We start from the raw sequence: 23,872 nt of genomic DNA on the forward strand, positions 1-23,872 counted from the left end.
AGGCATCCCGACCAGATCATCGAGGTGATGCGCCTCCTCCGGGCTGCCTGTGGAAAAGCCCACACTTCAACGCCTGGAGAACATGGCGAAGGAGCGAGGACTCCCGTCAATTCCTCACAGCACCTTGGGTGATGTACTTCGAGGCCTGCGGATGCCTTCGAAGAGTGCAGCCGCACCATGACCCGCCTCAACGTCACCGTCCCCGAACCCGTGGATCAACCCGCGCTGCCCACGGCTTTCCCGGGACGAGCGGCCCGCTCCCCCTGCCACGCGGCGCCGACACCGCATCCTGACACTCCACCAGGAAGACCCCACTCGCTTCTGGCAACCCCGTGAAATCGCTGCCCACTTCGGCGACGTCCGCCTGGGAAGCATGTACAGGCAACTGAATCGGTGGGCCGCCGGCGGCCTCGTCCACAAAGTTCGGCCAGGCCCCCCACGGATGGTCGCCGTCCGCGCCGACGTCCTGACCGCCGTCTACCAGCGCGCCCCTGAACGGTTCGTCACAAGCCACCCACCCCGCCGATCGCCCTCACCAACGTGTGGATCAACCAGCCGGACGACCACGCCACCCAGTGATCACCTCGGACGCCGACGACCCCGGCTCACTCGACGAACCCTGAAACCGACCGACTCACCAGGCTTGACACGTTCCGCGTCTCGTCGTCGACCAGGACGAGGCCGCCACCATCCGAGTTCTCCACGTGCACGGGCGGGCTCGGCCTTGCACCGAGCCCGCCGCTCCAACTCGACCCGTTCCTGATCGCTCGCCATGACGCTGCTCACCCGGTTCGGCGTACGTCGTTGCCCGCGAACGTCAGGAACACCAGAACCTGCGTCACGCCACCGACTAGCGCTGCAGTGTCAGCACGCCCGGCCGGTAAGGCAGGAGGCCGTAGTCCATGCCGTCTGTGCTGGGGTCGCGCCCCTGGTAGAGGAACTGCAGATTGCAAGGGTCAATGGTCTTGGTCTGGTCGGGGTTGGTGCGAACCAGATCGCCGTGGCTGATGTCCCTTGTCCAGGCCGTCGCGCCGCTGTTGGCACTGCCGGCGAAGGGGCTGGTCACGGTGTCGGCCTGCGGCTGCGGTGTCCACGTGCCGCCCAGGCTGGTGGCCGTGAACGAGCGGAAGTAGCGACCATACCCTGTGTAATTCTGGGCCTCGACGATCATGAGGTACTGGTTCTGACCCTGAACCTTGTAGACCTCGACCGCCTCGAACAGGTTGAGCGGCGTGTCGCTCATGATCTTCGTGAACGAACCGAAGGTGCCCGGGAAGTTGCCGATGGGCATGCTGGCGCGGTAGATGCCGCCCTCATCGTCGGCGAAGAACATGTACATGTTCGTGTCGTCGCCGATGAGGGTCACGTCGAGAGGGCCCCCCTTCGGGAGGGTGCCCGTGAACAGCTCCTGCTGCGCGGACCAGCCGTTGGGGTTGGTGGGGTCGCTCGATGTGCGGTAGGAGAAGCTGTATGGCCAACCCCCGTTGTAGGCGAGCACCCAGGTGTCCTTCGGGGCGAAGTAGAGCAGCGTCGGCGCGATGCCGTCGAAGGGGATCGTGTTCTGGGTGGCGGTGGCCATGTCGGACCAGTTCGCGAAGGGGCTGAAGGTCGTCAGTCCCCAGCGCCCGTCGTTACCGCCGAGGGTGTTGTGCGTCGTGGCATAGACGATGTGCTTGCCGTTGTGCGGCACGGTGGTGAAGTCCTTGAGCGCGACCCACCCCGCCTTCGGCTCCGCCAGCGGGCCGGTCGATGTCCAGCGGTAGGTCGACGGAAGGGCACACGCGTTGCTCGCCCCGGACAGGCCGGTCCACTTCTGGTTGTTGCCGCCGTGGCACGACCACATCTGCACCCCCGTGCCGTTGGCCTTACCCCAGCCCGAGACCTCCAGGCACAGCCCGGACCGCACGCCGACGATCGTGCCGTCGGAGTTCACCCGCCACTGCTGGTTGTCGCTGCCGTTGCACGTCCAGATCTGCACCGGGGTCCCGGACGTGGTGGCGCCGCCCCGGACATCCAGGCACTTGTTGCCGTACACGGTCAGCTGGTTGCTGTCCGACAACGTCCACTGCTGGTTGGTGCCACCGTGGCAGTCCCAGACGTGCACGTTCGCGCCGTCGGTCTGGCTGAAGCCCGCCACATCGAGACACCGGCCGGAATCAACACCGCGCACGTCGCTGGTGGTGGCCGCCTGAGCCGGGCCGGCGACGAGCAGCGCCGCCAACGCCGCCAGGGCCGCGACCACGGCGGCCAACACCGCGGACGGGCGTCTGAGACTGAAACTACGTCTGCGCATAAGGACCTCGTCATCCTTGAGCAAGCGACACCGGTTCGGCCCGTCAGGGCTGTCCGGAAGCGGTGTAGTGCGGCCCTGAAGTGTTCGGCATAGCGAACACAGGTCGAAGTGTCGAGCAACTGGATAATAGGGTTCCGGTGATCAGCGTCAACACCTCTCGCAAAATTCGCAAGCGAACATTCACAGACTGAAACCAGCTGGCCTCAAGTCCCTTGCTTGTACGGACCTTTGACTACGCGTCAGGTAATGGCGCGGGCGCGGGCTTGGAACAAGCACCGTTGCAGTACTGGTAGCCGCCGCGATCGCCCACAAGGTGGAGTCGATCCACGAGATCACCGTGGGCGGGGTCCGGTCCCAGACCGGGATCACCACCCGGAAACCGGACCACGCCGGCCACGCGCAGAACAATGGCGTCTCGCGCTCGCTTCCACCGCCCGGACCAGGCACTTTCGGGCCCCATCCCCAGTCGAACTGCAACCAGAGACCGGACTCGGCGATCCACGGCCGCTAAGTACGACGGTGGCCGGCCCGCCACTGTTCCCTTCGCCCGCGCGACCGCCCGCCGCGTCGTCCGCTCCTCCCCGGTGAACCCAGTAGCTGGAGGCGTTCGTGAGCTTGTCGGCTCGCACCGTGCGCTGCGACCGGTCGACCCACTCCTCAGTCTTCGGCATGAATGGGTCGATCAAGGATCTTGCGCTGTCCGCTATCAACTCCTAGGATCCATGCCGTCCGAAGGACCGGTTCACGTTCGCACTATCGAACACGCCCGGCCGAAGCGGCTTGCGCATGGTGCGCATGCCGGGCATGACAGCACCCGCATCATCCGACCAGTAAGGCTCTCCCCCACACGCCAAGTGCCGGACTTGGACGGGTGCACCTGGTGTTCGTGCGGCGAGCCGTGATCGCCTCCTGAAGCATCGTGTGACGTCGCCCGCACCATGCCCGCGCCTGTGCCGCGCGGCCGTGGTCCTCCTGTTAGGCCTGGCGCGTCCGGCCCGTCGTCCAACTCGTAGGCGGCGCCTGGGGCACGTCGTGCCCCAGCCCCGTCCTGCCGCCCCCACCCCGCCAGGTCACCCCGCTGACCGGCGGCGACACCTTCGACGGAACGACCGTGAAACCGAAGTGGGAAGGGAACCACAATCCGGACCACGACAAGTGGTCCGTCAGGAACCTTCTCCACAGCACCGACGGCACCAGCTGCACCCGCCTGGGGCCCGGGTTCACCAGGGGCCACACCTGGCAGTTCTTCACGGGCTACCGCTTCGCCCTTTACCACTACGCCACGCAGACACTCGGCGGCTCCGTCCGCATCGCACGGTTCGCGCTGACCACACCCGAGCGCAGCAACGCCCCTCCCCCCGCATCTGACCAGCTGCTCAGCCCCCGACCCCGCAGCACCAGGAAGGACCACACCATGGCCAGTACCGCCGTCCTCAGGCCAACGGCTCACCCGACCGCAGTGAGATCACCCGCCACCGGTACGAGACTCGCCCGGGCAACCTGGGGGCTGATCCTCATATTGGCGTTCGCCGTCCTTCCCGCCGTGGTGCATCCCACAGCGGCCAGGGCGGACAATCCGATCGTGCAGAACGTCTACACCGCCGACCCTGCCCCACTGGTGTACAACGGACGGGTCTACCTCTACACCGGGCACGACGAGGACGGCTCCACCTCCTCCTTCGTGATGAAGGACTGGCGGGTGTGGTCCTCCGCCGACATGGTCAACTGGACCGACCACGGCTCACCGCTCAGCCTGAACACCTTCAGCTGGGCGGGCGCCAACGCGTGGGCGGGCCAGGCCGTCGAACGGGGCGGCAAATTCTACTGGTACGTACCGGTGACGGTCCGGGCGACCGGCCAATTCGCCATCGGCGTGGCGGTGTCGGACAGCCCCACCGGCCCGTTCCGGGACGCCCTCGGCCACCCGCTGGTGGAGAACAGTGAGATCGACCCGACCGTCTTCATCGACGACGACGGCCAGGCCTACCTGTACTGGGGCAATCCGAACCTGTGGTACGTCAAGCTGAACGCGGACATGACGTCCTACGCAGGCAGCCCCGTCCAAATTCCGCTCACCACCGCGGGCTTCGGAACCCGCACCGACAACCCCGACCGCCCCACGCTGTACGAAGAAGCACCCTGGGTATACAAGCGGAACGGCCTGTACTACATGGTGTATGCGGCCAAGTGCTGCTCGGAGTTCATCGCCTACTCCACAGCGCCTGGTCCGACCGGCCCGTGGACCTACCGTGGAACAGTCATGCCCGCCCAGGGCAACAGCTTCACCAACCACGCGGGCATCGTGGACTTTCAGGGCAACTCGTATTTCTTCTATCACAACGGCGCCCTCCCGGGCGGCGGCAACTTCACCCGCTCGGTCGCAGTGGAGAAGTTCTCCTACAACGCTGACGGAACGATCCCGACGATCAACATGACGGACACCGGTGCACCCCAGCTCGGTGCGCTTGACCCGTACGTACGCCAGGAGGCCGAGACGATCGCCTGGGGTTCCGGGATCGAGACCGAATGGACCAGTGACGGCGGAATGAACGTCGGCTGGATCGACAACGGCGACTACATCAAGGTCAAGGGAGTGGCCTTCGGGCCGGGCCCGTCCTCCTACACTGCGCGCGTGGCCTCCGCCACCGACGGCGGCACCGTCGAGCTGCGCCTGGGCAGTCCGAGCGGGACGGTCGTGGGCCGGTGCAGTGTGCCGAACACCGGCGGCTGGCAGGCCTGGACCACGGTGACCTGCCCAGTGAGCGGCGTGACGGGAACCCAGGACCTCTACCTCAGGTTCACCGGCGGCAGCGGCTACCTGTCCAACATGAACTGGTGGCAGTTCACCCGCGCCGCGTAACCGCACCGCATCGACTTGCGCCTCGGGCTGAAGCCCAAGGATTCCGGCCTTCCCGTCCGAAGACTGTGCCGCTACGCAGCACAGTCTTCGGACGGGAAAAAGTACAGGCGCTCGCCTGCTCAGGGGATGAGGGCGAATTCCTGGCACTGCGCGGCAAGGAGGAGGCGCTTACCCCCCTACTCGTCCAGGGCGTCAACACCCTTGTGGAGGTCCTCGCGGAACGCCCCGCGGACGAGCCCCTGCGCGACGCCGCCCAGGGCCGCACTCCTGGCCAGCAGTAGCAGCACATCTACAGGCGACCTGCGCCGTATCGCACGGCTGATGCTCGGCGAACCCGCTCTCAAGGCCCGCTGGCTCGCCGCCGGCCGCCGCGCCCAGGACCTGCTGACCCCCGTCATCGCCGAGCGGCTCGGCCCGAGTGCCGACGCCCTCGCCGCATCGGCCACCGCCGGCATGCTCGTCAACGCCGCGACCACCGCCCTCGAATACTGGGCCGGTGACCCCGACGCCGGCACCCTCGCCGACGTCACCACCGCCGCGTACACCGCCATCGCGAACTTCAACCACCCCCGAGTCGGCGCACGTGCCGCCGACGAAAGGAAGTAGCCCCACCATCACCCCCTCGTGACTGTCCGGCATGCTCCCGTCGGCGGTGGTTGCGCCATCGGCTGGACCGACCTGCGCCACCCGCCCGGCATCGGCTCCCGCGGATGACCTGGCCCCCACGCAGGGGCCTTCGCGACAGGCGCCATCACAGCCCTGACCGCCACACGGTTCCAGCGTTGGCCGTCGATGTCCCCAAGGAGATCAAAGGGCAGGCGAGACCGTGCCCGTCATGGCTCGCCACGCGGGAGGGGGTCTGTACGCTCACCCGTCCTCGCTGAGCACGAGAAGACCCAGGCGTACCCCGAGGCCGTCGAGACCGCGCACGCTGACTTCACCGCTCTTCATCAGCGCGACCGCGGCCCCAAGTAGTGACTTACCGTTACACGCCACCTGGCGGTAGCTATACGAGAACAGGGCCCGGTTCGGAGGGGCCCTGGCTCACTGTCTGCGGCGGGGTCAGTGCCGTGCGAACTGGACCTGTGTCGGCTGCACGACATGGGGGCGCAGAGCGATCCCGTTGACGGTCAGCCGTTCTCCGTAGATGTCGGTGATCCTGATCGCGCCACCGCACCCGCTGCCGTCGGGGGAGAGGAAGTAGTTGTAGCCGGTGCGGGCGAGTTGGCGCCAGCCGCTGCTGGTGCGGACCTCCAGCCGGGCGAGCGGGTTGCGGTGACCGAGGGCCTGGATGCCGCACCAGTAGGGGCTGGATCCGTCCTTGTAGCGGATCGAGACCGTGCCGACCGAGTCGGCGCTCAGCAAGCTCCAGGTGATCGCGATCCGGCCGGTCTTGATGGGGGCGAGTTTGGCGAAGGCCTGCTCGCTGAGGTCGAGTTGACCGGGTGCGCAGGGCAGGGGGCACACGTTGGTGATCTTGACAGTGACGGAGGTTCCGTTCGCCGCGTGGACGAGCACGTACGCTCCGCAGGCCGCGGCTGTCTCGTAGTCGGTGGCGTTCATCGCCGCGATCATCATGTCGGCGCTCGGGCCGAACGAGCAGGCGCCGTCCCCGACCCCGGCCGGGTAGACGGTGGCGACCCCCTGGTAGGTGCTCTTGGGCCGGATCCGTCCGGCCAGGGATGACGTGGCGGGAGCTGTCCGCGGGGCGGCCGAGGTCGGCGCCGCCGACGGGGTCGCCGAAGCTTTCAGGGCCGTGGCGCTCGCCGACGGGGACGAAGCGCCGGCCGACGGGGAGGCTGTGGCGGGCTTCTCCTCCGGCGGTGTCGGCGTGGGCGTCTCCTGTGAGTTGGCCACGGCCGTGGCCGGAGCCGCCCCGGCATCGTTGTTGCCGTCGGGTTGCATCGTCATGACCAGGCAGACGAGAAGACCCGTGACGGCCAGCCCCGTGGTGGTGGCCACCAGCAGACCGCGTCTGCGCCTGCGTTGGCGTGCGGCCCGGCGTGTCTCTTGCATATCCATCCGTTCGGAAGGGCGTGTTGCTGTTGCACTGCTCAGTGGCCGCAGCCGCCGAAAAGGTTGCCGCCGATTCGTAGGTCGGGTCGGATGCCGGGAGCGACGGAGGCGACCAGCCGGAGGAAACAGCCGGAGAGACACTCTGGGCGCGGTCTCTGTGGCGCCCGTTCCCGCTCGGCCGGCAGCCGGCGCCAGGCGGGCTCGACGTGAGCGGGCGGGTCTTCAGTCGGCAGGACCTCGGCCGTTGGGGCCGGCCTTGGGACATCGGAACAGCCGTTGGCGCCGAGAACGATCATGGCTTGGCCGGCAGCTTGGCGCCGGAGAGGAGGAGGACCCTCTCGGCCGATTCTGCTGGTCGTCCAGGCCCCTGGCCCAGAACTCGCTCGGGCCGTGGACGGCCTGGAGGTCGATCCCGACGCGGAGCGTGGTGCCGATGGCGGCCGTGCCGGCCTGGTTGTAGCTCATCGCGAAGTCCTCGCGCGGCAGTTCCACGGTGGCCCGGAACGCGGCCCGTGGGCCGCCCCACGGGTCGGGACCGGTGCCGAGGTAGGCCAGGTCCAGGTCAACGACCCGGGCCTTGTTTGTTTCCTGACCGCCGACGCCGGCGCGGAGGCCGACGGCCCGGCGCGCACGCCACGGGTGGGTTGCGTTGCTGCCGGGCCGTCAGTCACTCCGCGGTCTCACTTCCCGTGCAACCCCCTGCGGCGACGTCCGCGAAGCACCAGCACCCCGCCGGCAGCGATGACCAGCAGGCCACCGAGGCCGCTGTACGTGACAGCGCTGCTTGCCCCGGTGGAAGCCAGGCCGCCGGACGTGCTGCTCGGGGTCGGCTGGCCGACGGGTGTGCCGAATTCCCCCTGGGCACGGGTGCCGGTCATGCTGGAGGCGGAGACAACCGGCGCGGCGGCAGTCGGTGTGGGGGCGGCTGACGGCTTGTCAGCGCTGGCGGTCCCCGGCGCGGACTTCAGCTGAAGGGTCGTGATCGAGTACGGCGGCAGCGTCTGTGCGACCGCCGTGCCCCGCTTCGCCGTCGTCAGGGCGGTGCCGCCCTTGGCATACGACACGGTCGTGACCGCCCCTGCGGCCGGGGTGAATCCGGCGTACGAGAGCGACACCTGCGCCGCGTTCTGCGGGCTCTTGTTGATCAGCATGACGTTCAGACCGCCGTTGCTGCTTCGCACCGCGTGCACAGCGACCGACGATTTGCCCGAGGACGACTTGACCATGGTGTCGCCGGGCTGCGCCAGTGCGGTCAGCGAGCGGATGCCCCAGTAGGTGGGGAAAGGCGTGTCGCGCGCCGGTTCGCACTTCCCCCCGGCGCAGGTGCCGGCGGAGAGCATGCCCCCGTCCTGGTAGTCGGTCTGGCCGTTGACGGTGGTGGGTGCTTCGCTCGTGCCGTTGTGCAGGTTCCACCAGTCCACGTGGGTGGCACCCTGCTCGAACCAGGTCATGTAGGTGTCCGGCGCGAACAGGGCCGCGGCCTGGCTGGTCAGGGCGGGCGAGAAGGCAGCGTCGGTCTCGGTGACCGCGATCTCGACCGAGGCGGCGTGCGAGCCCGCGTAGGTGGTGATCAGCGAGCGCAGCGTGGACGTGACACCGGCGATCCGGGAGGGGGTGTTCAGCAGGTCGGCCGTGGTGGTGCCGCCCGGATACCAGTGGACGATGGCGAAGTCGATCGAGCTTCCGGCGATGGAGAGCACCGTGTGGTTCCAGTCGGCGCTGTCACCGGGGGCCTTGATCGAATCCGGCCAGCCACTGGGGGTGGTGAGCACCGCTCCGATCTTCACCTTGGGGTCCACGGCCTTCATCGCCTTCGCGTAGGCGACCAGGTTCTTCGCGTACGCCGTCGGGCTTTTGTCGGCGTGGTTGTCGATTTCCCAGCCCTTGCCGTCGCTGTAGTGCCCGTTGCCGTATACCTCGTTGCCGATCTCCCAGTACTTCACGCCGTAACCCTTGTCGACGTTGGCGTACTTGACCCAGTCGGCAGCCTCCTGGGGGGTGCCGGAACCGTAGTTCGCGGTCACGATCGGCTGGGCGCCGACCTTCTTCGCGGTCGCCATGAAGTGGTCGAAGTCGGTGTTGGGCGCGACGTAGCCGCCACCGACCATGGTGTGGGTCTTCCAGTGGTAGCCGTCCGCGCCGGAGCCGCCGGGAAAGCGCAGCTGCCGAACTCCCGCGCCTTTCATCAGCGATGTCACCTTGGCGGTGCCCATGTGGTCGTCGCCCACGCCCGTATTGAGGCCGACACCACTGCTGGGCACCCTGCCCAGGGAGATACCGGCATCCACACGGATGTTGACGGTCGCCGCGGCGCCCGCACTGGGCGCCAGGGCTCCGACACCGGCCGAGGCGGCGAGCACCGCCACCGCCCCCACGACAAAGCGCCGGCGCATCCGGCTACGGCGGGGCGTGCGATCCCAAGGCGTCGGCTGCTCGGCGGATCTCGGGTCGTTTGGTGACACGTTGTGCTCCGATCGGGTGTTGACACAGAGGGCGTAGCGCCGCTGACCACGGCTCGCCCTCGTCGGTACACCCGTAAGTGGCCAGTCAGAGCGAAAAGGTTGCCGGCTCAATCGTTTTTTCGCCGAGACGTGGTCGCACCGTCTCACCGGACCCGGTGACCCCGTGCCCCGGTGACACGCCCGGGCTCCCTTTCCACCTCGACGGCGCGAACCATCACATGCTTCCGGCCGCACACCGCCCCTCGGTGGCCGAGCGGCTGAAGCCGCACAGGAAGCACGGGAAAAGACAGACGGCTGCCGCAGCCACCGTGGCCGGCGCCAGCAGGGTGGCGATCCGCGTCGCGGCGATCTGCGCATCCTTGCGCGAGCTCGCCGGCCCGGCGGCGGCCAGCTGGTGCAGGCGCGCGAATCCGTCCGGGTCTCGGACCTGAGCCATCACAGTGGCGAGTTGCCGGTGCGTGCGGGTGAGCATCCACGGCAGAGCAGGACGGACGGCGACTCCGCAGATCAGCATGAGCAGCTCAGAGGCCAGGTCTTCCCGGTCATGGGCCGGTGAGGGCCCGCGCTCGCTCAGCCACCGCTGTGGAAGCTCCACCCAGGCGGCTCCGCACAAGTCCTCGGCCCCCGTGGCCATCCAGCGCTGCTGCCTCGTATCCCCGGGTTGGTCCGCAGCCGTCGGTTCAGTAGCCGATGGTGAAGCGGCGCTGGACGAAACGGGGCAGTTCGGCCTCATCGACGAGGGCGACGGCGGCGTCCTCAACCGAGATGCGGCTGCGCCCGTCCGCGTCGAGTACGGGCTGATCACCGCCGATCCGGAACCGGCCCGTACGCTCGCCGGGCGCTATGTCCTCCGCGGGGCTGAAGTAGGTCCACAACCGGTTGGAGGTACGCAGGACGTCCAAGGCGTCCCGGTGGCCGCGCACCGCGGCGGTGTACTCCCTCGGCAGGCCGATCGCGTCGAGGGTTTCGCGCAATAGCTCGTCGGAGTCGGCCCGTACGAGTCCGGGCTCGATCTCCAGACTGCCGGCGCCGCCGATGACGATAAGCCGGGTCCGGGGATGGCTCTCCAGCGCCTTCAGGAGTGCTCGCGCGGCTGTGGCGTACACCGTGGGATCGGCGATCGAGCGGGCCACCGTGTCGGCGATGTCCTTGGCGGCATTTCCGGGCTGGAACCCGCTGATCAGGACGTCGAGGCCGGGTATGACGGCGGCGATGGCGTCGGCGTCGAGGACGTCGACGCTCTGCCAGACGACGTTCCTCCGGTCCTCGTCGATCCGCGTGGCGTCGCGGCTGAAGGCCCTGACGTGGTGCCCCCGGCCGAGTGCTTCGGTGACGACGCGACTGCCGATGCCGCCCGTGGCCCCGATGACTCCGATGTGCATGGCTCTCCCCTGGTTGCTCATGCGTCAGTTGCCCGTGCCGTCATCTTCTCTTCACGGCACGCAGTGACTATACGGCGTGAAGTATTGATACGGCACCCAGTATTGTGACGCTGTAGAGTGAGTGATCGTGGGAAGCGTGGGAAGCATCAAAGGGCGCCGCGAGCGTTTGCGGGCCGAGACGACCGCCGAGATCAAGAAGGTCGCGCTGGAGCTGATGGCCTCGGGAGGACCCGACGCGATCACGCTGCGGGCCATCGCTCGCGAGATGGGGATGACGGCCAACGCCATCTACGGCTACTTCGCCACCCGTGACGACTTGGTCACCACGCTGATCAACAACGTCTACACCTCGCTGGCCGACACGGTGGACGCCGCCTGGGACGCCGCCCCCGCCGAGAACCCGGCCGCCCGGATCCAGGCATGGGCCTGCGCCTTCAGGAACTGGGCGCTGGCCAACCCCGAGGGCTTCCGTCTCATCTACGGTGACCCCGTGCCCGGCTACCGGCCCCCCGAGGGCGGCGCCGCCCCGGACGCCGCCCACCGTGTCTGTACCGGCATCACCGCGCTGGCGGCCGCCGCCTGGCCGCACGCCGAACACCGCTACGCGGACAGCGACTTCGAGTGGTCCGACTTCGACACCGGTCTCCTCGACAAGGTCCGCCCGGCCTTCCCCGACCTGCCCCCGGCCGCCGTGGCTCTCGCCCTGCGCATCTGGAGCCACCTGCACGGCCTGGTGTCACTTGAGATCTACGGCCACCTACAGACCCAGGCCCTTAGCCCGGGAAAGCTCTTTCGTGAAGAACTGGCCCAGCTCATCCGGACCTTGCGCATCACCCCGCAGGGGTAACGGCCCCGCACAAGGGGCGCGCCCGCGAGCTGAGCCGGCTGTGGGGCCGCCGCCTTGTCGCCCGCAGGCACGCAACCAACGCCGGGGCAGCGATCCCACCACCTTGCGCACCACGCCGAAGGACGTCCTCCTGGGAAAATGCGTGGTGCTCGAGCACCGATCCCCCGGCCTGGACCACATCCGAACCGCCGAGCCGTGCGCAGGCCGGTCTGTTGGCCTCAGCGGTCCACGCCGACGCGTGCGGCAAGGTAGGGGCTACTCCGACCGTCGACCTGGCGTCGGACGAGCGGTCCATGAATCGGACCCCTGCCGTCGGACAGAGGCAGGCCGGTGGCGTGGTTGGCGTGGGAGATGATCTCCGCGGTGATGGAGACAGCCGTCCCCTCCGGTGTGCGGGCGCCGAGGTCGAGCCCGATCGGTGAGCGCAGCCGGGCCAGCCGGGCCTCGGGCACACCGGCTTCGCGCAGGCGTCGCAGGCGTTCGTCGTGGGTGCGCCGGGATCCCATCGCGCCGACGTAGCCGACGGGCAGGTCGAGAGCGAGGCGCAGCAGGGGGATGTCGAACTTGGCGTCGTGCGTGAGGACGCAGATCGCGGTGCGGGCGTCGACCCGGGTTCGTTCCAGGTACCGGTGGGGCCAGTCGACCACGACGTCGTCCGCCTCCGGGAACCGGTCCGCCGTGGCGAAGACCGGGCGTGCGTCGCACACGGTGACCCGGTAGCCCAGGAGGTGTCCGATCCGGCTGAGGGCTGCGGCGAAGTCGACGGCGCCGAAGATCAGCATGCGCGGCCGGGACGCGTGGACGTGGACGAGGACGGACAGCTTATCGGGGCAGGTGTCCGCGTCGCCGCCGACCTCGACGCGTGCGGTGCGTCCGGCTCGCAGTAGGACAGCGGCTTGGTCCGTCACCGTCCGGTCCAGCTCCCCGTCGTCCAGGGTTGCGTGGGCGGTGTCGACGTCTCCGAGGACACACGACGTGCGTCCAAGGAGTCTCTCGGGACCGTTGACTATCTGTGCCACAGCCGTGGGCCTGCCCCGACGGACCTCGTCGAACGCGACGGCCAGGTGGGGCTGCGCTGCGGGGTCGATGCGCTGGACCAGGACGTCGAGTTCGCCGCCGCAGGTCAGTCCGACGGCGAAGGCGTCGTCGTCGGAGTAGCCGAACCAGGCGCGCTTGGGCTCGCCCTCTTCCTCTAGTACCTGCCGGCACAGCTCGTAGACGGCACCCTCGACGCAGCCACCGGAGATGCTGCCGGCGGCGTTGCCGTCCATGTCCACCGCGACCGACGTACCGGCCGGCAGGGGTGCGCTGCCGTGGACGTCGACGACGGTGGCCAGGGCGAAGGGGCGTGCTTCACGGCACCAGCGGTGCAGTATGTCCGCGATGTTGAACATGGGCCTGTCTCCGTGGGTATGGGGAAGGGCCGCCGCTGCGCTCCACGGGGGCGGGAACGCGGCGGCGGCCCTGGAAGGTCCGGCAGCCGGACGGGGGGACCGACTGCCGGACGGGCAGGGGGACGCCCTGGGCACTGGGCTTCTCCTCCATGGACCAGGGCGCCCCGGCTCAGAGCAACGCCTCCGCGGTGATGGGGAGTTCGCGGATGCGGCGGCCGGTGGCGTTGTGGACCTCGTTGGCGATGGCGGCTGCCACACCGACCTGGACGATCTCTCCGATCCCCTTGACGCCGAGCGGGTCGGCATCGGGGTCCTCGCCCTCCAGGTAGATCGCCTTGAGGTCGGGGATGTCGGCGTTCACGGGCACGAGGTAGTCGGCGAGGCTCGCGTTCACGATCCTGCCGTCGCGGTGGTCGGTGACCGTGTGCTCCAGCAGCGCCTGGCCGATGCCGCCCACCATGCCGCCCAGTGCCTGGCTGTCGGCCAGCTTGGGGCTGACGATGCGGCCCACGTCGTACACCCCGAGCATCCGCCGCACCCGGACCAGGCCGAGCGTGGCGTCCACGCCGACCTCGGTGAAGACCGCGCCGTAGGAGAAGTACGAGTGCCGCGCTGGTTCCGGCGCCCCGGCGTACGCGCCGACGGCCTCCAGGTGGGTGAGCCTGTTGCGGGACAGCAGCCGCTGGTAGGTCTCGCCGCGGGCCGGGGCGTCCTGCACGTGCAGCCGGCCGTTGCGGACGACGACCTCCTCGGCCTTCACGCCGTACAGGGGCGACTGCTCGTCCTCGACGGCCAGCTTGATCGCCTGGCCGCGGACCTTGTCGCACCCGTCGAGAACGGCGGAGCCGACGACCGTCATGGTCATCGAGCCGCCGTGCGGCGGAGTCGGCGGGTAGAGGGAGTCGCCGAGCCTGAAGGTCACGTTGCGCATGGTCAGCCCGAGGGCGTCCGCGGCGACCTGGGTCTGGGAGGTGTAGGTGCCCGGCCCCATGTCGATGGTGGCGGCCTCGGCCACCGCGGTACCGTCGGCGTCCAGGCGGACCCGGGCCTGCGCGGGGAAACGCCCGGGGTCGTACACGGCCGCGGCCATGCCCAGACCGATCAGCCAGTCGCCGTCACGCGTCGAGCGCGGCTTGGCGTTGCGCCGGTCCCAGCCGAACTCCCGGGCGCCCACGGTGTAACACTCGCGCAGCTTGCGGGTGGACCAGGGCAGCCCGTTCGACTCGTCCTCGGCCGGCTCGTTGCGCAGCCGCAGCTCGATCGGGTCGACGCCGAGCCTGTTCGCGAGCTCGTCCATGGCCGACTCGATGGCGAAGGACGCGTTCGCGAAGCCGGGGCCCCGCATGTACAGCGGGGTGTTCACGTCCAGCGGTACCTTCCGGTACGCCTGGCTGACGTTGGGCGTGCTGTAGAACATCTGGCCGGCGCGCATGATGGCCTCTTCGAACTTTTCGTACGACGAGGTCTCCGCGTCCCTCTCGTGCACCATGGCGGTCAGCCGGCCCCGCCGGTCGCTGCCGAGCCGCAGGCGGTAGTCGTAGGAGGGCCGAAAGCCGGTGCCGAAGTACATCTGACGACCGGTCAGGACGACTTTGACGGGACGTTTCAGCTCGCGGGCGGCGAGGGCTGCGACCACGGTGTGCGGCCAGCAGCGCAGCCCGCTGCCGAAGCCGCCCCCGACGAACGGCGAGATGACCCGCACCGACTTCATGGGCAGGTCGAACACCGTGGAGAGTTCGGTCTGGGTGCCGACCACCCACTGGGTCTTGTCCCACACGGTCAGCTCGTCGCCGTTCCAGCGGGCGATGGTGGCGTGCGGTTCCATGGGGTTCTGGTGGTTGCGCGCCATGCGGTAGTCGAGGTCCATGCGCACCGCCGCGTCGCGCAGCCCGGCGGCGGCGTCACCGCGCGCGTACCTGGTCGGCGCGTCCGGCTTCGCCTTGGCCATGTCGGTCGAGGGCTTCTTCGCGTCGTAGCCGACTTTCACCAGGCTCGCGCCGTGCTGCGCGGCCTCCAGGGTGGTGGCGACGACGACGGCGACCGGCTGGCCGTGGAAGAGGACCCCGTCGTCCTGGAAGATCCGCAGCCGCCGGCCCTCAGGGTTGTTCGAACCGGGGTTGTCGAGGTACGGCAGCTTCGGCGCGTTGCGGTGATGGATCACCCGCAGCACGCCAGGGTGCGTTTCGGCGGCACCGGTGTCGACGGAGGTGATGCGGCCCAGGCCGATGCTCGCGTCGACGATGACCGCGTGCAGGACGTTCTCGACGTCGTGCTCGGCGGCGTACAGGGCCTGGCCGGTGACCTTGAGCCGTCCGTCCACCCGGGACAGCGGCGCGCCGACGGCGGCCTGGGGCTAGGGACTCACTTCGTGCCTCCCACGACGCGCAGCTGACGCTCGACGGTCCGCTTGAGCAACTCGGGCTTGAACCGGTTGTACCGCAGCGGTCGTGCCCCGTCGGCTGCCTTGTCCGCGGCGGCTGCCCAGAGGGCTGCGGACGGGCGTTCGCCGACCAGGTGCCGTTCCACGGCGGGCAGCTTCCAGGGCACGGTGCCTACGCCTCCGGCGGCGACCTTGGCCTCGCGGATGACCCCGCCGCGTATGTGCAGGGCGACGGCCGCCGAGGTGAGGGCGAACTCGTAGGACTGCCGGTCGCGCACCTTCAGATAGCCCGACTTCAGCGGACGCGGGAGCGCGGGGATCTCGACAGCGGTGATCAACTCGCCCTGTCGGATGGCCTGTTCACGGTTGGGGGTACTGCCGGGCTGCAGCAGGAAGTCAGCGAAGGGGATACGGCGTTCCCCGTCCCGGCCCAGCAGGTGCACGGTCGCGTCCAGGGCGGCGAACGCCACGGCGACGTCGGAGGGGTGCGTGGCCACGCAGGCGTCGGAGGTGCCGAGGATCGCGTGGGTGCGGTTGTGGCCCTTCAGCGCGGCACAACCCAAGCCCGGTTCGCGCTTGTTGCAGGCGGCCGTCACGTCACGGAAGTAGGTGCAGCGGGTGCGCTGCATGATGTTGCCGCCGATGGTGGCCATGTTGCTCAGCTGGGCGGACGCGCTCAGTTCCAGCGACTCGGAGATCACGGGATACAGGGCGCGTACCTTGGGCGGCAGCTTCGGCCATCCGCACCAGCGCACCGATCCGCAGTCCACCCCCCTCGGTGGCTCTGACCTGACGCAGCGGCAGGCCGCTGATGTCGACCAGGCTCTCGGGGCGCTCCACGGTCTCGCGCATCAGGTCGACCAGGGTGGTGCCCCCGGCGATGTAACGGCCGCCGCGGCGACCGGCGTCGATGGCCTCACGCGTGTCGGAGACGCGAGTGTAGGAGAAGGGATGCATGAAAGGCCGCTCCTCACTTCCGGCCGGCGGTCTGTTCGACCGCGCGCACGATCTTCACGTAACAGCCGCAGCGGCAGATGTTGCCGCTCATCCACTCCCGGATCTCCTCCGGGGAGCCGGTGTGGCCCTCCTTGATGCACCCGACGCCCGACATGATCTGGCCGGGGGTGCAGTAGCCGCACTGGAAGGCGTCCTCGTCGATGAACGCCTGCTGCAGCGGGTGCAGTCGCTCCCCGTCCGCCAGGCCCTCGATCGTGGTGACCTCGGCGCCCTCCAGACGCACCGCGAGCGTCAGGCAGGCGTTGTGGCGCTGCCCGTCGACCAGCACCGTGCACGCACCGCACGCTCCGGCGTTGCAGCCCTTCTTGGAACCGGTGAGACCGAAGTGCTCGCGCAGCAGGTCCAGCAGCGAGGTGCGGTTGTCCACCGTCACCGCCCGCCGGGTGCCGTTCACCGTCAGGGACACTTGGCTCGCCGGCGGCACGGTAGCTGCCGCTTCCTCCGAGCCGACGAGGAAGGACCCTCCGATCACGCCGCCCGCGACAGCAACGCCACCAACCGCGGTGGTGGTGGCGATGAAGGTCCGCCGAGTGGGCGCCGAGGAGGGATCGCCCGGTTCAGTGGGCGATGGAACAGCAGACACAGATTCACTGGACATGGGTACGCCTTCGCATCGCTGGGCGGATCAGCCGCGACCGCGGCTGGGCAGGAGGAGGTGTCGTCGTTTGCAGGGGGCGTTATGTGCGTTATGTGCGTCGCCATGAGGCGGAGTGGTGACGGATGCCCGGGGAGAGGGTGCGGGTGAGGCGGGAAGAATCCGGCTGCTGAGCCGAGGATGTCGGGCATCCGTTCCGTGATGCGGGCCCGCACCAGCACCGGGCCGCAAGGTGGTGCTCACGGGGGGTTCTTGGTGAACAACTCCTCCAGCGTGTCGAACAGCATCAGGGCCGTCTTGTCGTAGGGGCCCACGTGTCCGGCGCCGGGGACGGAGTGAAAGCCGGCCCTTGTCGTCTCCTGTACGGTGCTGGCTCTGCGGCCGGCCTCACACCTCAGTGGGCGGTGAAGCCGCCATCGACGGGGAGAGCGGTGGCGGTGACAAAGCTGGCGCCGGGACTGCACAACCACAGGACGGCCGCTGCGGCCTCGTCCGCTGCGCCCAGGCGGCCGATGGGCTGTTCCTTGAGGATCGCGGCCATGGCGTCGGCCTGGTTCTCGACCATGTCGGCGACCATCGGGGTCTCGATGACGCCGGGGCACACGGCGTTGATGCGGATGCCCCGGGGCGCGTACTCGACCGCGGCGCTGCGGGTCAGGCCGATGACGCCGTGCTTGGAGGCGTGGTAGGCCGCACGCTCGGGCAGCCCGACGAGCCCGCCCAGGGACGAGCAGTTGACGATGGCGCCGCTGCCCTGCTCTCGCATCTGCCGCAGTTCGTGCTTCATCGACGCCCAGACACCACGCAGGTTGACGGCGTTGACCCGGTCGAAGGAGTCGGCCGTCTCGTCGGCCGCGTCGGTCGGCGGCACCTGGATGCCGGCATTGTTGAACGCCATGTCCAGCCGGCCGTACTCCGTCACCGCGCGCCGCACTGCCGCTTCCACTTGCTGTTCGTCGGTGACGTCGCAGACCACACCGATCGCGCGCCCTCCGCGGCCGGTGATTTCCTCGGCTGCTTTGTGGACGGCATCGGGGTCGCGGTCGGCCAGCACCACGGCGGCGCCGGAGTCGGCGAAGGCGCGGGCGGCTGCCAGGCCCATGCCGGAGGCGGCGCCGGTGACGAAGGCGACCTGCCCGGAGAAGTCGTAGGTGGGGTTCATGATGTTCTCCCGGTGAAACAACAAGGTCCAGCCACCTGCCCAGAATCTTCGAGGTCCCAGGCGGAGGCGTCTGACATGTGCAGGTGAGGGGTCAGGGCTTGAGCAGGGTCTTGATGGCGCGGCGCTCGTCCATCGCCTTGAATCCCTCTGCGGCCTCATCGAGTGGGAGGGTGAGGTCGAAGACCTTGCCCGGGTCGATCTTGCGGTCCCAGATGAGCTGGACCAGCTCGGGCAGGAACCGGCGCACGGGAGCGGGGCCGCCGTGCAGGTGCACGTTGGCGAAGAACAGTTCCTCGCCCGGAAGCTCCACCCCGTGGGCCACACCCACGTATCCCACGTGTCCGCCCGGGCGGGTGGAGCGGATGGCCTGCATCATCGACTCCTGGGTGCCGACGGCCTCGATCACGCTGTGGGCGCCGTGTCCGCCGGTGAGCTCCTTGATCCTGGCTACGCCCTCGTCGCCGCGCTCTTCGACGATGTCGGTCGCGCCGAACTCACGGGCGAGCTTCTGACGCGACGCGTGCCGCGACATGGCGATGATCCGCTCCGCTCCCAGCTGCTTCGCGGCCAGGACGGCGAGCAGGCCCACGGCTCCGTCGCCGACCACGGCCACGGTCTTGCCCGGCCCGGCCTCGGCGGCCACGGCGCCGAACCAGCCCGTCCCCAGCACGTCGGAGGCGGCCAGGAGCGAGGGATCAGGTCGTCGTCCGGCGTTCCGGGGGTGGCGACGAGGGCGCCGTCGGCCAGCGGCACCCGCAGGAACTCCGCCTGCGCCCCGCCGGCGCGGACGAACTCGGCATGCGCGCACCGCGACTGATAGCCGGCCTGGCAGATCTCACAGGTGTTGTCCGAGGCGAAGAACGAACCGATGACGAAGTCACCGACCGCGATGTTCTTCACCTCGTCGCCGATCTCGGTGACCACGCCGACGTACTCGTGCCCGATCGGGGTCGGCTGTGTCACCTCGTTGATGCCGCGGTAGTCCCACAGGTCCGAACCGCACACACAGGCCGCCGACACACGGATGATCGCATCCGTCGGTGCGACGATCGTGGGGTTCTCGCGCTCTTCCACCCGGACGTCGCCCGGGGCATGAATGACAGCTCCACGCATATTGCAGCATTCCTTTTCACACAGATTTTCTGGGGTTCCTGACCACCGTCCCTCGCCTCGCGGATGCCTGCCAGGCACTCTCAGGGACCCCCACATCAGGAACAGCCGCCCTAGCCTTGAAGGCATGGAGTTTCAGCAGGAGATCCGGGGCTTCCTCATGAGCCGCCGGGCCCGGATCACGCCCGAGCAGGCCGGGCTGCCCTACGTCGGAGGCAACCGCCGCGTCAAAGGACTGCGGCGCGAGGAGGTCGCGATGCTCGCCGGCCTCAGCGTCGAGTACTACACCCGCATGGAGCGCGGCCAGCTCGGCGGCGCGTCCGAGAGCGTCCTCGACGCGATCGCCCGTGCGCTGCAACTCGACGACGACGAGCGTGCCCACCTGTACGACCTGGCACGCAGCGTCGCACCCGGCTCACGCCGCAAACGCCCCGAGCGCACCTCCCCCATCACCGCGTCGGTGCATCAGGTCCTCGACTCCATGAGCGTGCCGGCCGTCGTACAGAACGGCCGCCTCGATCTCCTCGCGGCCAACGACCTGGGCCGCGCTCTGTACGTCGACCTCTTCACCATGGCCGGGCAGCCACCGAACCTCGCCAGATACGTGTTCCTCGACCCGCGTGCGGAGGCCTACTACATCGACCTCGAGGAGGCGAAAGACCAGGTGGTCGCGGTCCTCCGCGCGACCGCCGGGCGCGACCCGCTGGACCGGCAGGTGACCGAACTCATCGGCGAGCTCTCCACGCGTAGCACCGATTTCAGCACCCGCTGGGCCAAGCACAACGTGCGCCGGCACTCGCGCGGACGCAAGGTCGTCCACCACCCGGCGGTCGGCAGGATGCACCTCGCGTACGACGACTTCGCCCTGCCCGGCGACCCGCACGTCTCCATCACCACCTACACCGCAGATCCCGGTACGCCCAGCGCTGACGGTCTCACCCTGCTGGCGACCTGGGCCGAGACGCAGAAGCAGCCGCAGAAGCAGCCGCAGACAGCCCACGACGAAGTACGCCCCGATCGCCCGCGTCACCCTTAGTGGTCGGCTCCGGAAGTCCTTCGAGGGTTGACTTGAGCACCCGTCTTGTGGAGTCCAGGTAGCGGAGCGGACGTGCCATCGGTGCCGTTGCGCATGACGCCAGCGTGGCCCGTCTGCACCCAGCTGGGAGATCCGGATACGGACCCGGTCTGTGGCAGCGGATGTGCCCCGTTTCCGTCCACGGTTTCCGGGCTGGTTGGCCGCTGCGGGTCAGCCGCGCACCGCAGCCAGGCACTCGTCGTACAGGTCCATGATGTCGCCCTTGCCGTCGTTGGCGACCCACGTCATCGATGCGGCGTCCAGGCACGCGAACGCCGTCGCGATCACCGCGCGGGCCTTCGCGCCCTCGTTGCCGGCAGCTGCGTCCATACGGGTCTCGATGAGCGGCAGCAGGTTCTCCTGGAACCGCAGTCGCTTTTCGAGCCAACCGGCACGAAGCGAGGCGGTGTTGTGCAGGAGGCGGAACCGCTCCAGTGCCTGCTCGCGGCTGTCGTGCAAGGCCTGTACGGCAGCAACCCCTGCGCGCAGGGCCTCCCAGACACCGGCATCGGCGGGCTGTTCGCTGATCGTGTCCATCAGGACCTGGCCGAACCGGTCCTGGCCGCCGCCGAGAAGGTCCTCCTTGGTGCCGAAGTAGCGGAAGAGGGTGCGTTGGGAGACGCCGGCCTCCCGGGCGATCTGGGCGATGGTCGTCTCGTCGTAGCCCTGCTCGGTGAACAGGCGCAGCGCCGTCTCGAGGATCTCCTGGGAAGCCAGCTGCCGCGTCCGGTCCCACAGCGTGGTCGGTGCGCCCGTCGCTGACTTGGCTTCCTGCTTCATGTCACCAGACTAGCTCAGCACTGCCAGGCCGACAGTCACATCCTGTTTAGCAGTCGCTGCCAGACTGTCATACGCTGCCAGCGGGCGGTGGCACAGCACCGCCACTGCCCCACGGACAGAGCCGCCCCCCGCCCAGAAGTACGCAAAGGAGCGCATCATGCCTGCACCCACAGCTTTGATCACCGGTGGAACCAGCGGCATCGGCAAGGCGACCGCCGAACTGCTCCACTCCCGCGGCTACCGCGTCATGGTCACCGGCCTCGGCAATGTCGCCGACGCCGGACTTCCCGAGGACGTCACGGCTGTCCGGGCCGACGCGCGGTCCCTGCCGGACATCGACCAGGCGATGGACCAGGCGCGCCGGCAACTCGGCTCCCTCGACCTGCTCTTCCTCAACGCGGGCATCTCCCGCCCCGGCCCGATCGAGTCAACCGACGAAGACGCCTTCGACGCCCTGTTCGACATCAACGTCAAGGGAAACTTCTTCACCCTGCAAAAGGCGCTGCCGCTCCTCAACGAGGGCGCCTCGGTCGTGTTCACCGTGGGCGCCGCCGAAGGGCTCGGGGCCGCGATGACAGCGGCCAAGGGCGCTCTGCTGCCCCTCATGCGGTCCCTTGCCCTCGAACTCGCCCCCCGCCGCATCCGCGTCAACGCCGTCAGCCCAGGACTGGTCAACACCCCTGCCTACAGCAAGATGGGCGTCTCCCAGGAAATGATCGACTCCTGGGCCCGGGACGTACCGCTCGGCCGCGTCGGCGCTCCCGCCGACATCGCCGAAGCCGTGGCCTTCCTCGCCTCGGACGCCGCCGGCTACATCACCGGCGACAACCTCACCGTCTCCGGCGGCATCCATCCTGGTCAGCGACCCGGGGACTGCGCCTGTAGGAGCAGTCGACGGAGGTGCGGAGCGCTCCTGGGATCCCGAGATGCAGCCCTGCATCATCGCCGTGGTGACCGTGCCCTTGAAGCCTGCTGCTGGCGTCAGCCGGTCGCTGCACCAGCGAGCGATGTCGTCCGCCATGCCGGATGCCGGGTCCTGCCCCTGCTTGGCGAGACCTGCGGCGAAGTCGAAGCCGCGCTTGTATTGGGCGTCCGCAAGCGAGCCAGGCTCGTACGGGTTCCCGTAGATGATGCGGGGCGACGGTTCGGAGGCACCGCCTGCCTCGACGAGCGGGGCGATCAGCAGCACAAGGGGCGGACCGACCAAGCCCGCGGCGAACAGCAGGCCGATCTTCGGGGATGTCCTTTTACCGATCACATACGACAGGATCGTCAGCGGAACGACGAGAACCAACATCAGGAGCCAGACGATCAGTCCCACAGGTCAGCCCCCATTTCGCGGTTCGACGGCGTCATGCTACGTGTCGTGATCGGGACGCGGACGCACGGGTGCGTGGTACTCGGCGGCGCCTGGCTGCCGGTCACTCGGCCGCGCAGCTGCCCGACGACACCGGCCTCGACGGGGAACTGGTCGCTGCGCTGCCGCGCCGGGGCAGGCGTTACTGGAGCCCCTCGAAGGCGAGCCGGCCTTCATCCCACACACCGCCTCGAGTGGCTGGGCTGGACAGCCGCCGGCATGGAGGGGCTGTGCTTCAAACGGCTCACCGAGCCCTACCAGCCCGCCGCCAGGACATGGCGCGAGTACAAAAGCCATCCATGCCACGCGCCGTCTCCGGCTACCTCCAGCCGGCGCAGCTCGACCGTCAGCGGGCGATCGAGATCGCGAAGGGTGTGAATCCGGCGGACCGGATGACGTGCGGTACGAACAGGATCGCGGCCTCTGTGGCGCGGGCGGTCTGGATCCCGCCGAGGTCGGTGATCCATTCCTTCTGCCAGCCGAGGTCGATGAGCAGTTCGCGCACGGTCTGCTTGGCCTGCAGGTCCTCGCCGGAGAGGAACGCGGTCGGAGTCTGGGCGAGCGTGGCCGGCGAGGTCATCACCGGGAAGAGCATGGTGTTGAGGGTCTTGACGACGTGTGTGTCGGGGAGGGCTTCCTGGAGTTGTTCGGCGAGGCTGGAGCCGGGGTAGATCAGGTCGGCGGGCAGTCCGTCGGCTCCGTCGGTGGTGGCATTGGAGACGTCGACGAGGATCTTGTCCCGGAGTTCTTCGCGCAGAGCGGCGAGCCGGTCCAGCGAGCCGGCGCCCGGGGTGGCGTTGATGACGATCCGGGCTGTGCGGGCGGCGTCGGCGGCGGCGCCCGGCGTGCGGTCCGCCACCGTCACTTCGTGTCCTGCCCGGGTGAGGGCTGCGGCCAGGTTGCCGCCGACGCGGCCGTTTCCGAGAACTGCGATCGTGGTCATGGTGTTCTTGGCCCTTCCGTGCGTGCGGGGTGTGGTGCGTGGTCAGCGCGAGAGCGTGGATACGGCCTCGGCGTGGACGCCGGGCGCGGCGGCCAGGAAGCTCTGGCTCTGTGGGGTCCAGGGGCGGCCCTCGGCGTCGGAGATCCGTCCGCCGGCCTCGGTGACGAGCAGCGCTCCGGGAAGCAGGTCCGCGCGGGCG

At 69.0% G+C, this 23,872-nt stretch carries 17 protein-coding genes and 4 pseudogenes; 5 read left to right on the plus strand and 16 right to left on the minus strand.

All coding sequences use genetic code 11. The annotated features are described in order from the left end of the window. Positions 1–850: 850 nt before the first annotated feature. Together ACIRPU_RS42010 and ACIRPU_RS42015 are read right to left on the minus strand one after the other, a co-directional pair. Complete coding sequence (locus tag ACIRPU_RS42010; RefSeq protein ID WP_403877857.1) at positions 851–2,293, minus strand: non-reducing end alpha-L-arabinofuranosidase family hydrolase; 1,443 nt, start codon at positions 2,291–2,293, stop codon at positions 851–853. 312 nt (positions 2,294–2,605) lie between these two features. Next, a pseudogene (locus tag ACIRPU_RS42015) lies at positions 2,606–2,976 on the minus strand (IS21 family transposase); the annotation flags it as partial. A gap of 428 nt (positions 2,977–3,404) precedes the next feature. On the opposite strand from ACIRPU_RS42015, the gene ACIRPU_RS42020 reads away from it, so the two are divergent. Further along, complete coding sequence (locus ACIRPU_RS42020) at positions 3,405–5,153, plus strand: glycoside hydrolase family 43 protein (RefSeq protein ID WP_403877806.1); 1,749 nt, start codon at positions 3,405–3,407, stop codon at positions 5,151–5,153. Between the two features lie 321 nt (positions 5,154–5,474). After that, positions 5,475–5,759, plus strand: a complete 285-nt coding sequence (locus ACIRPU_RS42025; RefSeq protein ID WP_403877809.1) for a hypothetical protein — start codon at positions 5,475–5,477, stop codon at positions 5,757–5,759. Between the two features lie 456 nt (positions 5,760–6,215). On the opposite strand, the gene ACIRPU_RS42030 is transcribed toward ACIRPU_RS42025, so the two are convergent. The 5 genes and pseudogenes from ACIRPU_RS42030 to ACIRPU_RS42050 form a co-directional block, all read right to left on the minus strand. Continuing rightward, positions 6,216–7,169: an expansin EXLX1 family cellulose-binding protein gene (locus tag ACIRPU_RS42030; RefSeq protein ID WP_403877812.1), complete on the minus strand. Its 954-nt coding sequence runs from the start codon at positions 7,167–7,169 to the stop codon at positions 6,216–6,218. Between the two features lie 381 nt (positions 7,170–7,550). Beyond that, positions 7,551–7,742 (minus strand): annotated as a pseudogene (locus ACIRPU_RS42035) (hypothetical protein); the annotation flags it as partial. A 107-nt stretch (positions 7,743–7,849) separates the two neighbouring features. Beyond that, positions 7,850–9,562: an LPXTG cell wall anchor domain-containing protein gene (locus ACIRPU_RS42040; RefSeq protein WP_403877815.1), complete on the minus strand. Its 1,713-nt coding sequence runs from the start codon at positions 9,560–9,562 to the stop codon at positions 7,850–7,852. Positions 9,563–9,845: 283 nt separating this feature from the next. Then, positions 9,846–10,226 (minus strand): hypothetical protein, encoded by a 381-nt coding sequence (locus tag ACIRPU_RS42045; protein WP_403877818.1) that lies wholly within the window; start codon positions 10,224–10,226, stop codon positions 9,846–9,848. An 85-nt stretch (positions 10,227–10,311) separates the two neighbouring features. Further along, positions 10,312–11,013 (minus strand): NAD(P)-dependent oxidoreductase, encoded by a 702-nt coding sequence (locus ACIRPU_RS42050; RefSeq protein WP_403877821.1) that lies wholly within the window; start codon positions 11,011–11,013, stop codon positions 10,312–10,314. Positions 11,014–11,149: 136 nt separating this feature from the next. Between ACIRPU_RS42050 and ACIRPU_RS42055 the strand changes: the two genes are divergently transcribed. Next, complete coding sequence (locus ACIRPU_RS42055) at positions 11,150–11,860, plus strand: TetR/AcrR family transcriptional regulator (protein WP_403877825.1); 711 nt, start codon at positions 11,150–11,152, stop codon at positions 11,858–11,860. Positions 11,861–12,078: 218 nt separating this feature from the next. Here ACIRPU_RS42055 and ACIRPU_RS42060 read toward each other — a convergent pair whose 3' ends face one another. The 6 genes and pseudogenes from ACIRPU_RS42060 to ACIRPU_RS42085 form a co-directional block, all read right to left on the minus strand. Continuing rightward, the gene (locus tag ACIRPU_RS42060; protein WP_403877828.1) at positions 12,079–13,254 is read right to left on the minus strand and encodes an XdhC family protein; all 1,176 of its coding nucleotides are present in this window, start codon (positions 13,252–13,254) and stop codon (positions 12,079–12,081) included. A 169-nt stretch (positions 13,255–13,423) separates the two neighbouring features. Beyond that, positions 13,424–15,574: a xanthine dehydrogenase family protein molybdopterin-binding subunit gene (locus ACIRPU_RS42065; RefSeq protein ID WP_403877831.1), complete on the minus strand. Its 2,151-nt coding sequence runs from the start codon at positions 15,572–15,574 to the stop codon at positions 13,424–13,426. A gap of 41 nt (positions 15,575–15,615) precedes the next feature. Further along, positions 15,616–16,591 (minus strand): annotated as a pseudogene (locus tag ACIRPU_RS42070) (FAD binding domain-containing protein). A 13-nt stretch (positions 16,592–16,604) separates the two neighbouring features. Beyond that, positions 16,605–17,249, minus strand: a complete 645-nt coding sequence (locus ACIRPU_RS42075) for a (2Fe-2S)-binding protein (RefSeq protein ID WP_403877834.1) — start codon at positions 17,247–17,249, stop codon at positions 16,605–16,607. A gap of 391 nt (positions 17,250–17,640) precedes the next feature. Continuing rightward, complete coding sequence (locus ACIRPU_RS42080) at positions 17,641–18,408, minus strand: glucose 1-dehydrogenase (protein WP_403877837.1); 768 nt, start codon at positions 18,406–18,408, stop codon at positions 17,641–17,643. A gap of 91 nt (positions 18,409–18,499) precedes the next feature. After that, a pseudogene (locus tag ACIRPU_RS42085) lies at positions 18,500–19,521 on the minus strand (zinc-dependent alcohol dehydrogenase family protein). Positions 19,522–19,645: 124 nt separating this feature from the next. Here ACIRPU_RS42085 and ACIRPU_RS42090 point away from each other — a divergent pair. Further along, positions 19,646–20,554: a helix-turn-helix transcriptional regulator gene (locus ACIRPU_RS42090; RefSeq protein WP_403877840.1), complete on the plus strand. Its 909-nt coding sequence runs from the start codon at positions 19,646–19,648 to the stop codon at positions 20,552–20,554. 210 nt (positions 20,555–20,764) lie between these two features. Here ACIRPU_RS42090 and ACIRPU_RS42095 read toward each other — a convergent pair whose 3' ends face one another. Continuing rightward, positions 20,765–21,373, minus strand: a complete 609-nt coding sequence (locus ACIRPU_RS42095; RefSeq protein ID WP_403877843.1) for a TetR/AcrR family transcriptional regulator — start codon at positions 21,371–21,373, stop codon at positions 20,765–20,767. 175 nt (positions 21,374–21,548) lie between these two features. Here ACIRPU_RS42095 and ACIRPU_RS42100 point away from each other — a divergent pair, with 175 nt between their 5' ends. After that, positions 21,549–23,108 carry an SDR family oxidoreductase gene (locus ACIRPU_RS42100; protein ID WP_403877846.1) on the plus strand — a complete coding sequence of 520 codons (1,560 nt, stop codon included), beginning with the start codon at positions 21,549–21,551 and terminating at the stop codon, positions 23,106–23,108. Here ACIRPU_RS42100 and ACIRPU_RS42105 read toward each other — a convergent pair. Beyond that, positions 23,077–23,673 (minus strand): NADPH-dependent F420 reductase, encoded by a 597-nt coding sequence (locus ACIRPU_RS42105; protein ID WP_403877849.1) that lies wholly within the window; start codon positions 23,671–23,673, stop codon positions 23,077–23,079. The genes ACIRPU_RS42100 and ACIRPU_RS42105 overlap by 32 nt on opposite strands. 42 nt (positions 23,674–23,715) lie before the next feature. Continuing rightward, on the minus strand, positions 23,716–23,872 hold a 157-nt coding region (locus ACIRPU_RS42110), incomplete at its 5' end, for an inositol monophosphatase family protein (RefSeq protein ID WP_403877859.1).

The sequence above is a fragment of the Streptomyces sp. NPDC102259 genome, assembly GCF_044766465.1.
Lineage (GTDB): Bacteria > Actinomycetota > Actinomycetes > Streptomycetales > Streptomycetaceae > Streptomyces.

Excerpts from the sequence above, each read along its gene's own strand:
- ACIRPU_RS42010 (WP_403877857.1), bottom strand. The coding sequence starts at position 2,293 with ATGCGCAGACGTAGTTTCAGTCTCAGACGCCCGTCCGCGGTGTTGGCC.
- ACIRPU_RS42025 (WP_403877809.1), top strand. The coding sequence starts at position 5,475 with ATGCTCGGCGAACCCGCTCTCAAGGCCCGCTGGCTCGCCGCCGGCCGC.
- ACIRPU_RS42030 (WP_403877812.1), bottom strand. The coding sequence starts at position 7,169 with ATGCAAGAGACACGCCGGGCCGCACGCCAACGCAGGCGCAGACGCGGT.
- ACIRPU_RS42040 (WP_403877815.1), bottom strand. The coding sequence starts at position 9,562 with ATGCGCCGGCGCTTTGTCGTGGGGGCGGTGGCGGTGCTCGCCGCCTCG.
- ACIRPU_RS42050 (WP_403877821.1), bottom strand. The coding sequence starts at position 11,013 with ATGCACATCGGAGTCATCGGGGCCACGGGCGGCATCGGCAGTCGCGTC.
- ACIRPU_RS42060 (WP_403877828.1), bottom strand. The coding sequence starts at position 13,254 with ATGTTCAACATCGCGGACATACTGCACCGCTGGTGCCGTGAAGCACGC.
- ACIRPU_RS42075 (WP_403877834.1), bottom strand. The coding sequence starts at position 17,249 with ATGTCCAGTGAATCTGTGTCTGCTGTTCCATCGCCCACTGAACCGGGC.
- ACIRPU_RS42080 (WP_403877837.1), bottom strand. The coding sequence starts at position 18,408 with ATGAACCCCACCTACGACTTCTCCGGGCAGGTCGCCTTCGTCACCGGC.
- ACIRPU_RS42090 (WP_403877840.1), top strand. The coding sequence starts at position 19,646 with ATGGAGTTTCAGCAGGAGATCCGGGGCTTCCTCATGAGCCGCCGGGCC.
- ACIRPU_RS42095 (WP_403877843.1), bottom strand. The coding sequence starts at position 21,373 with ATGAAGCAGGAAGCCAAGTCAGCGACGGGCGCACCGACCACGCTGTGG.
- ACIRPU_RS42105 (WP_403877849.1), bottom strand. The coding sequence starts at position 23,673 with ATGACCACGATCGCAGTTCTCGGAAACGGCCGCGTCGGCGGCAACCTG.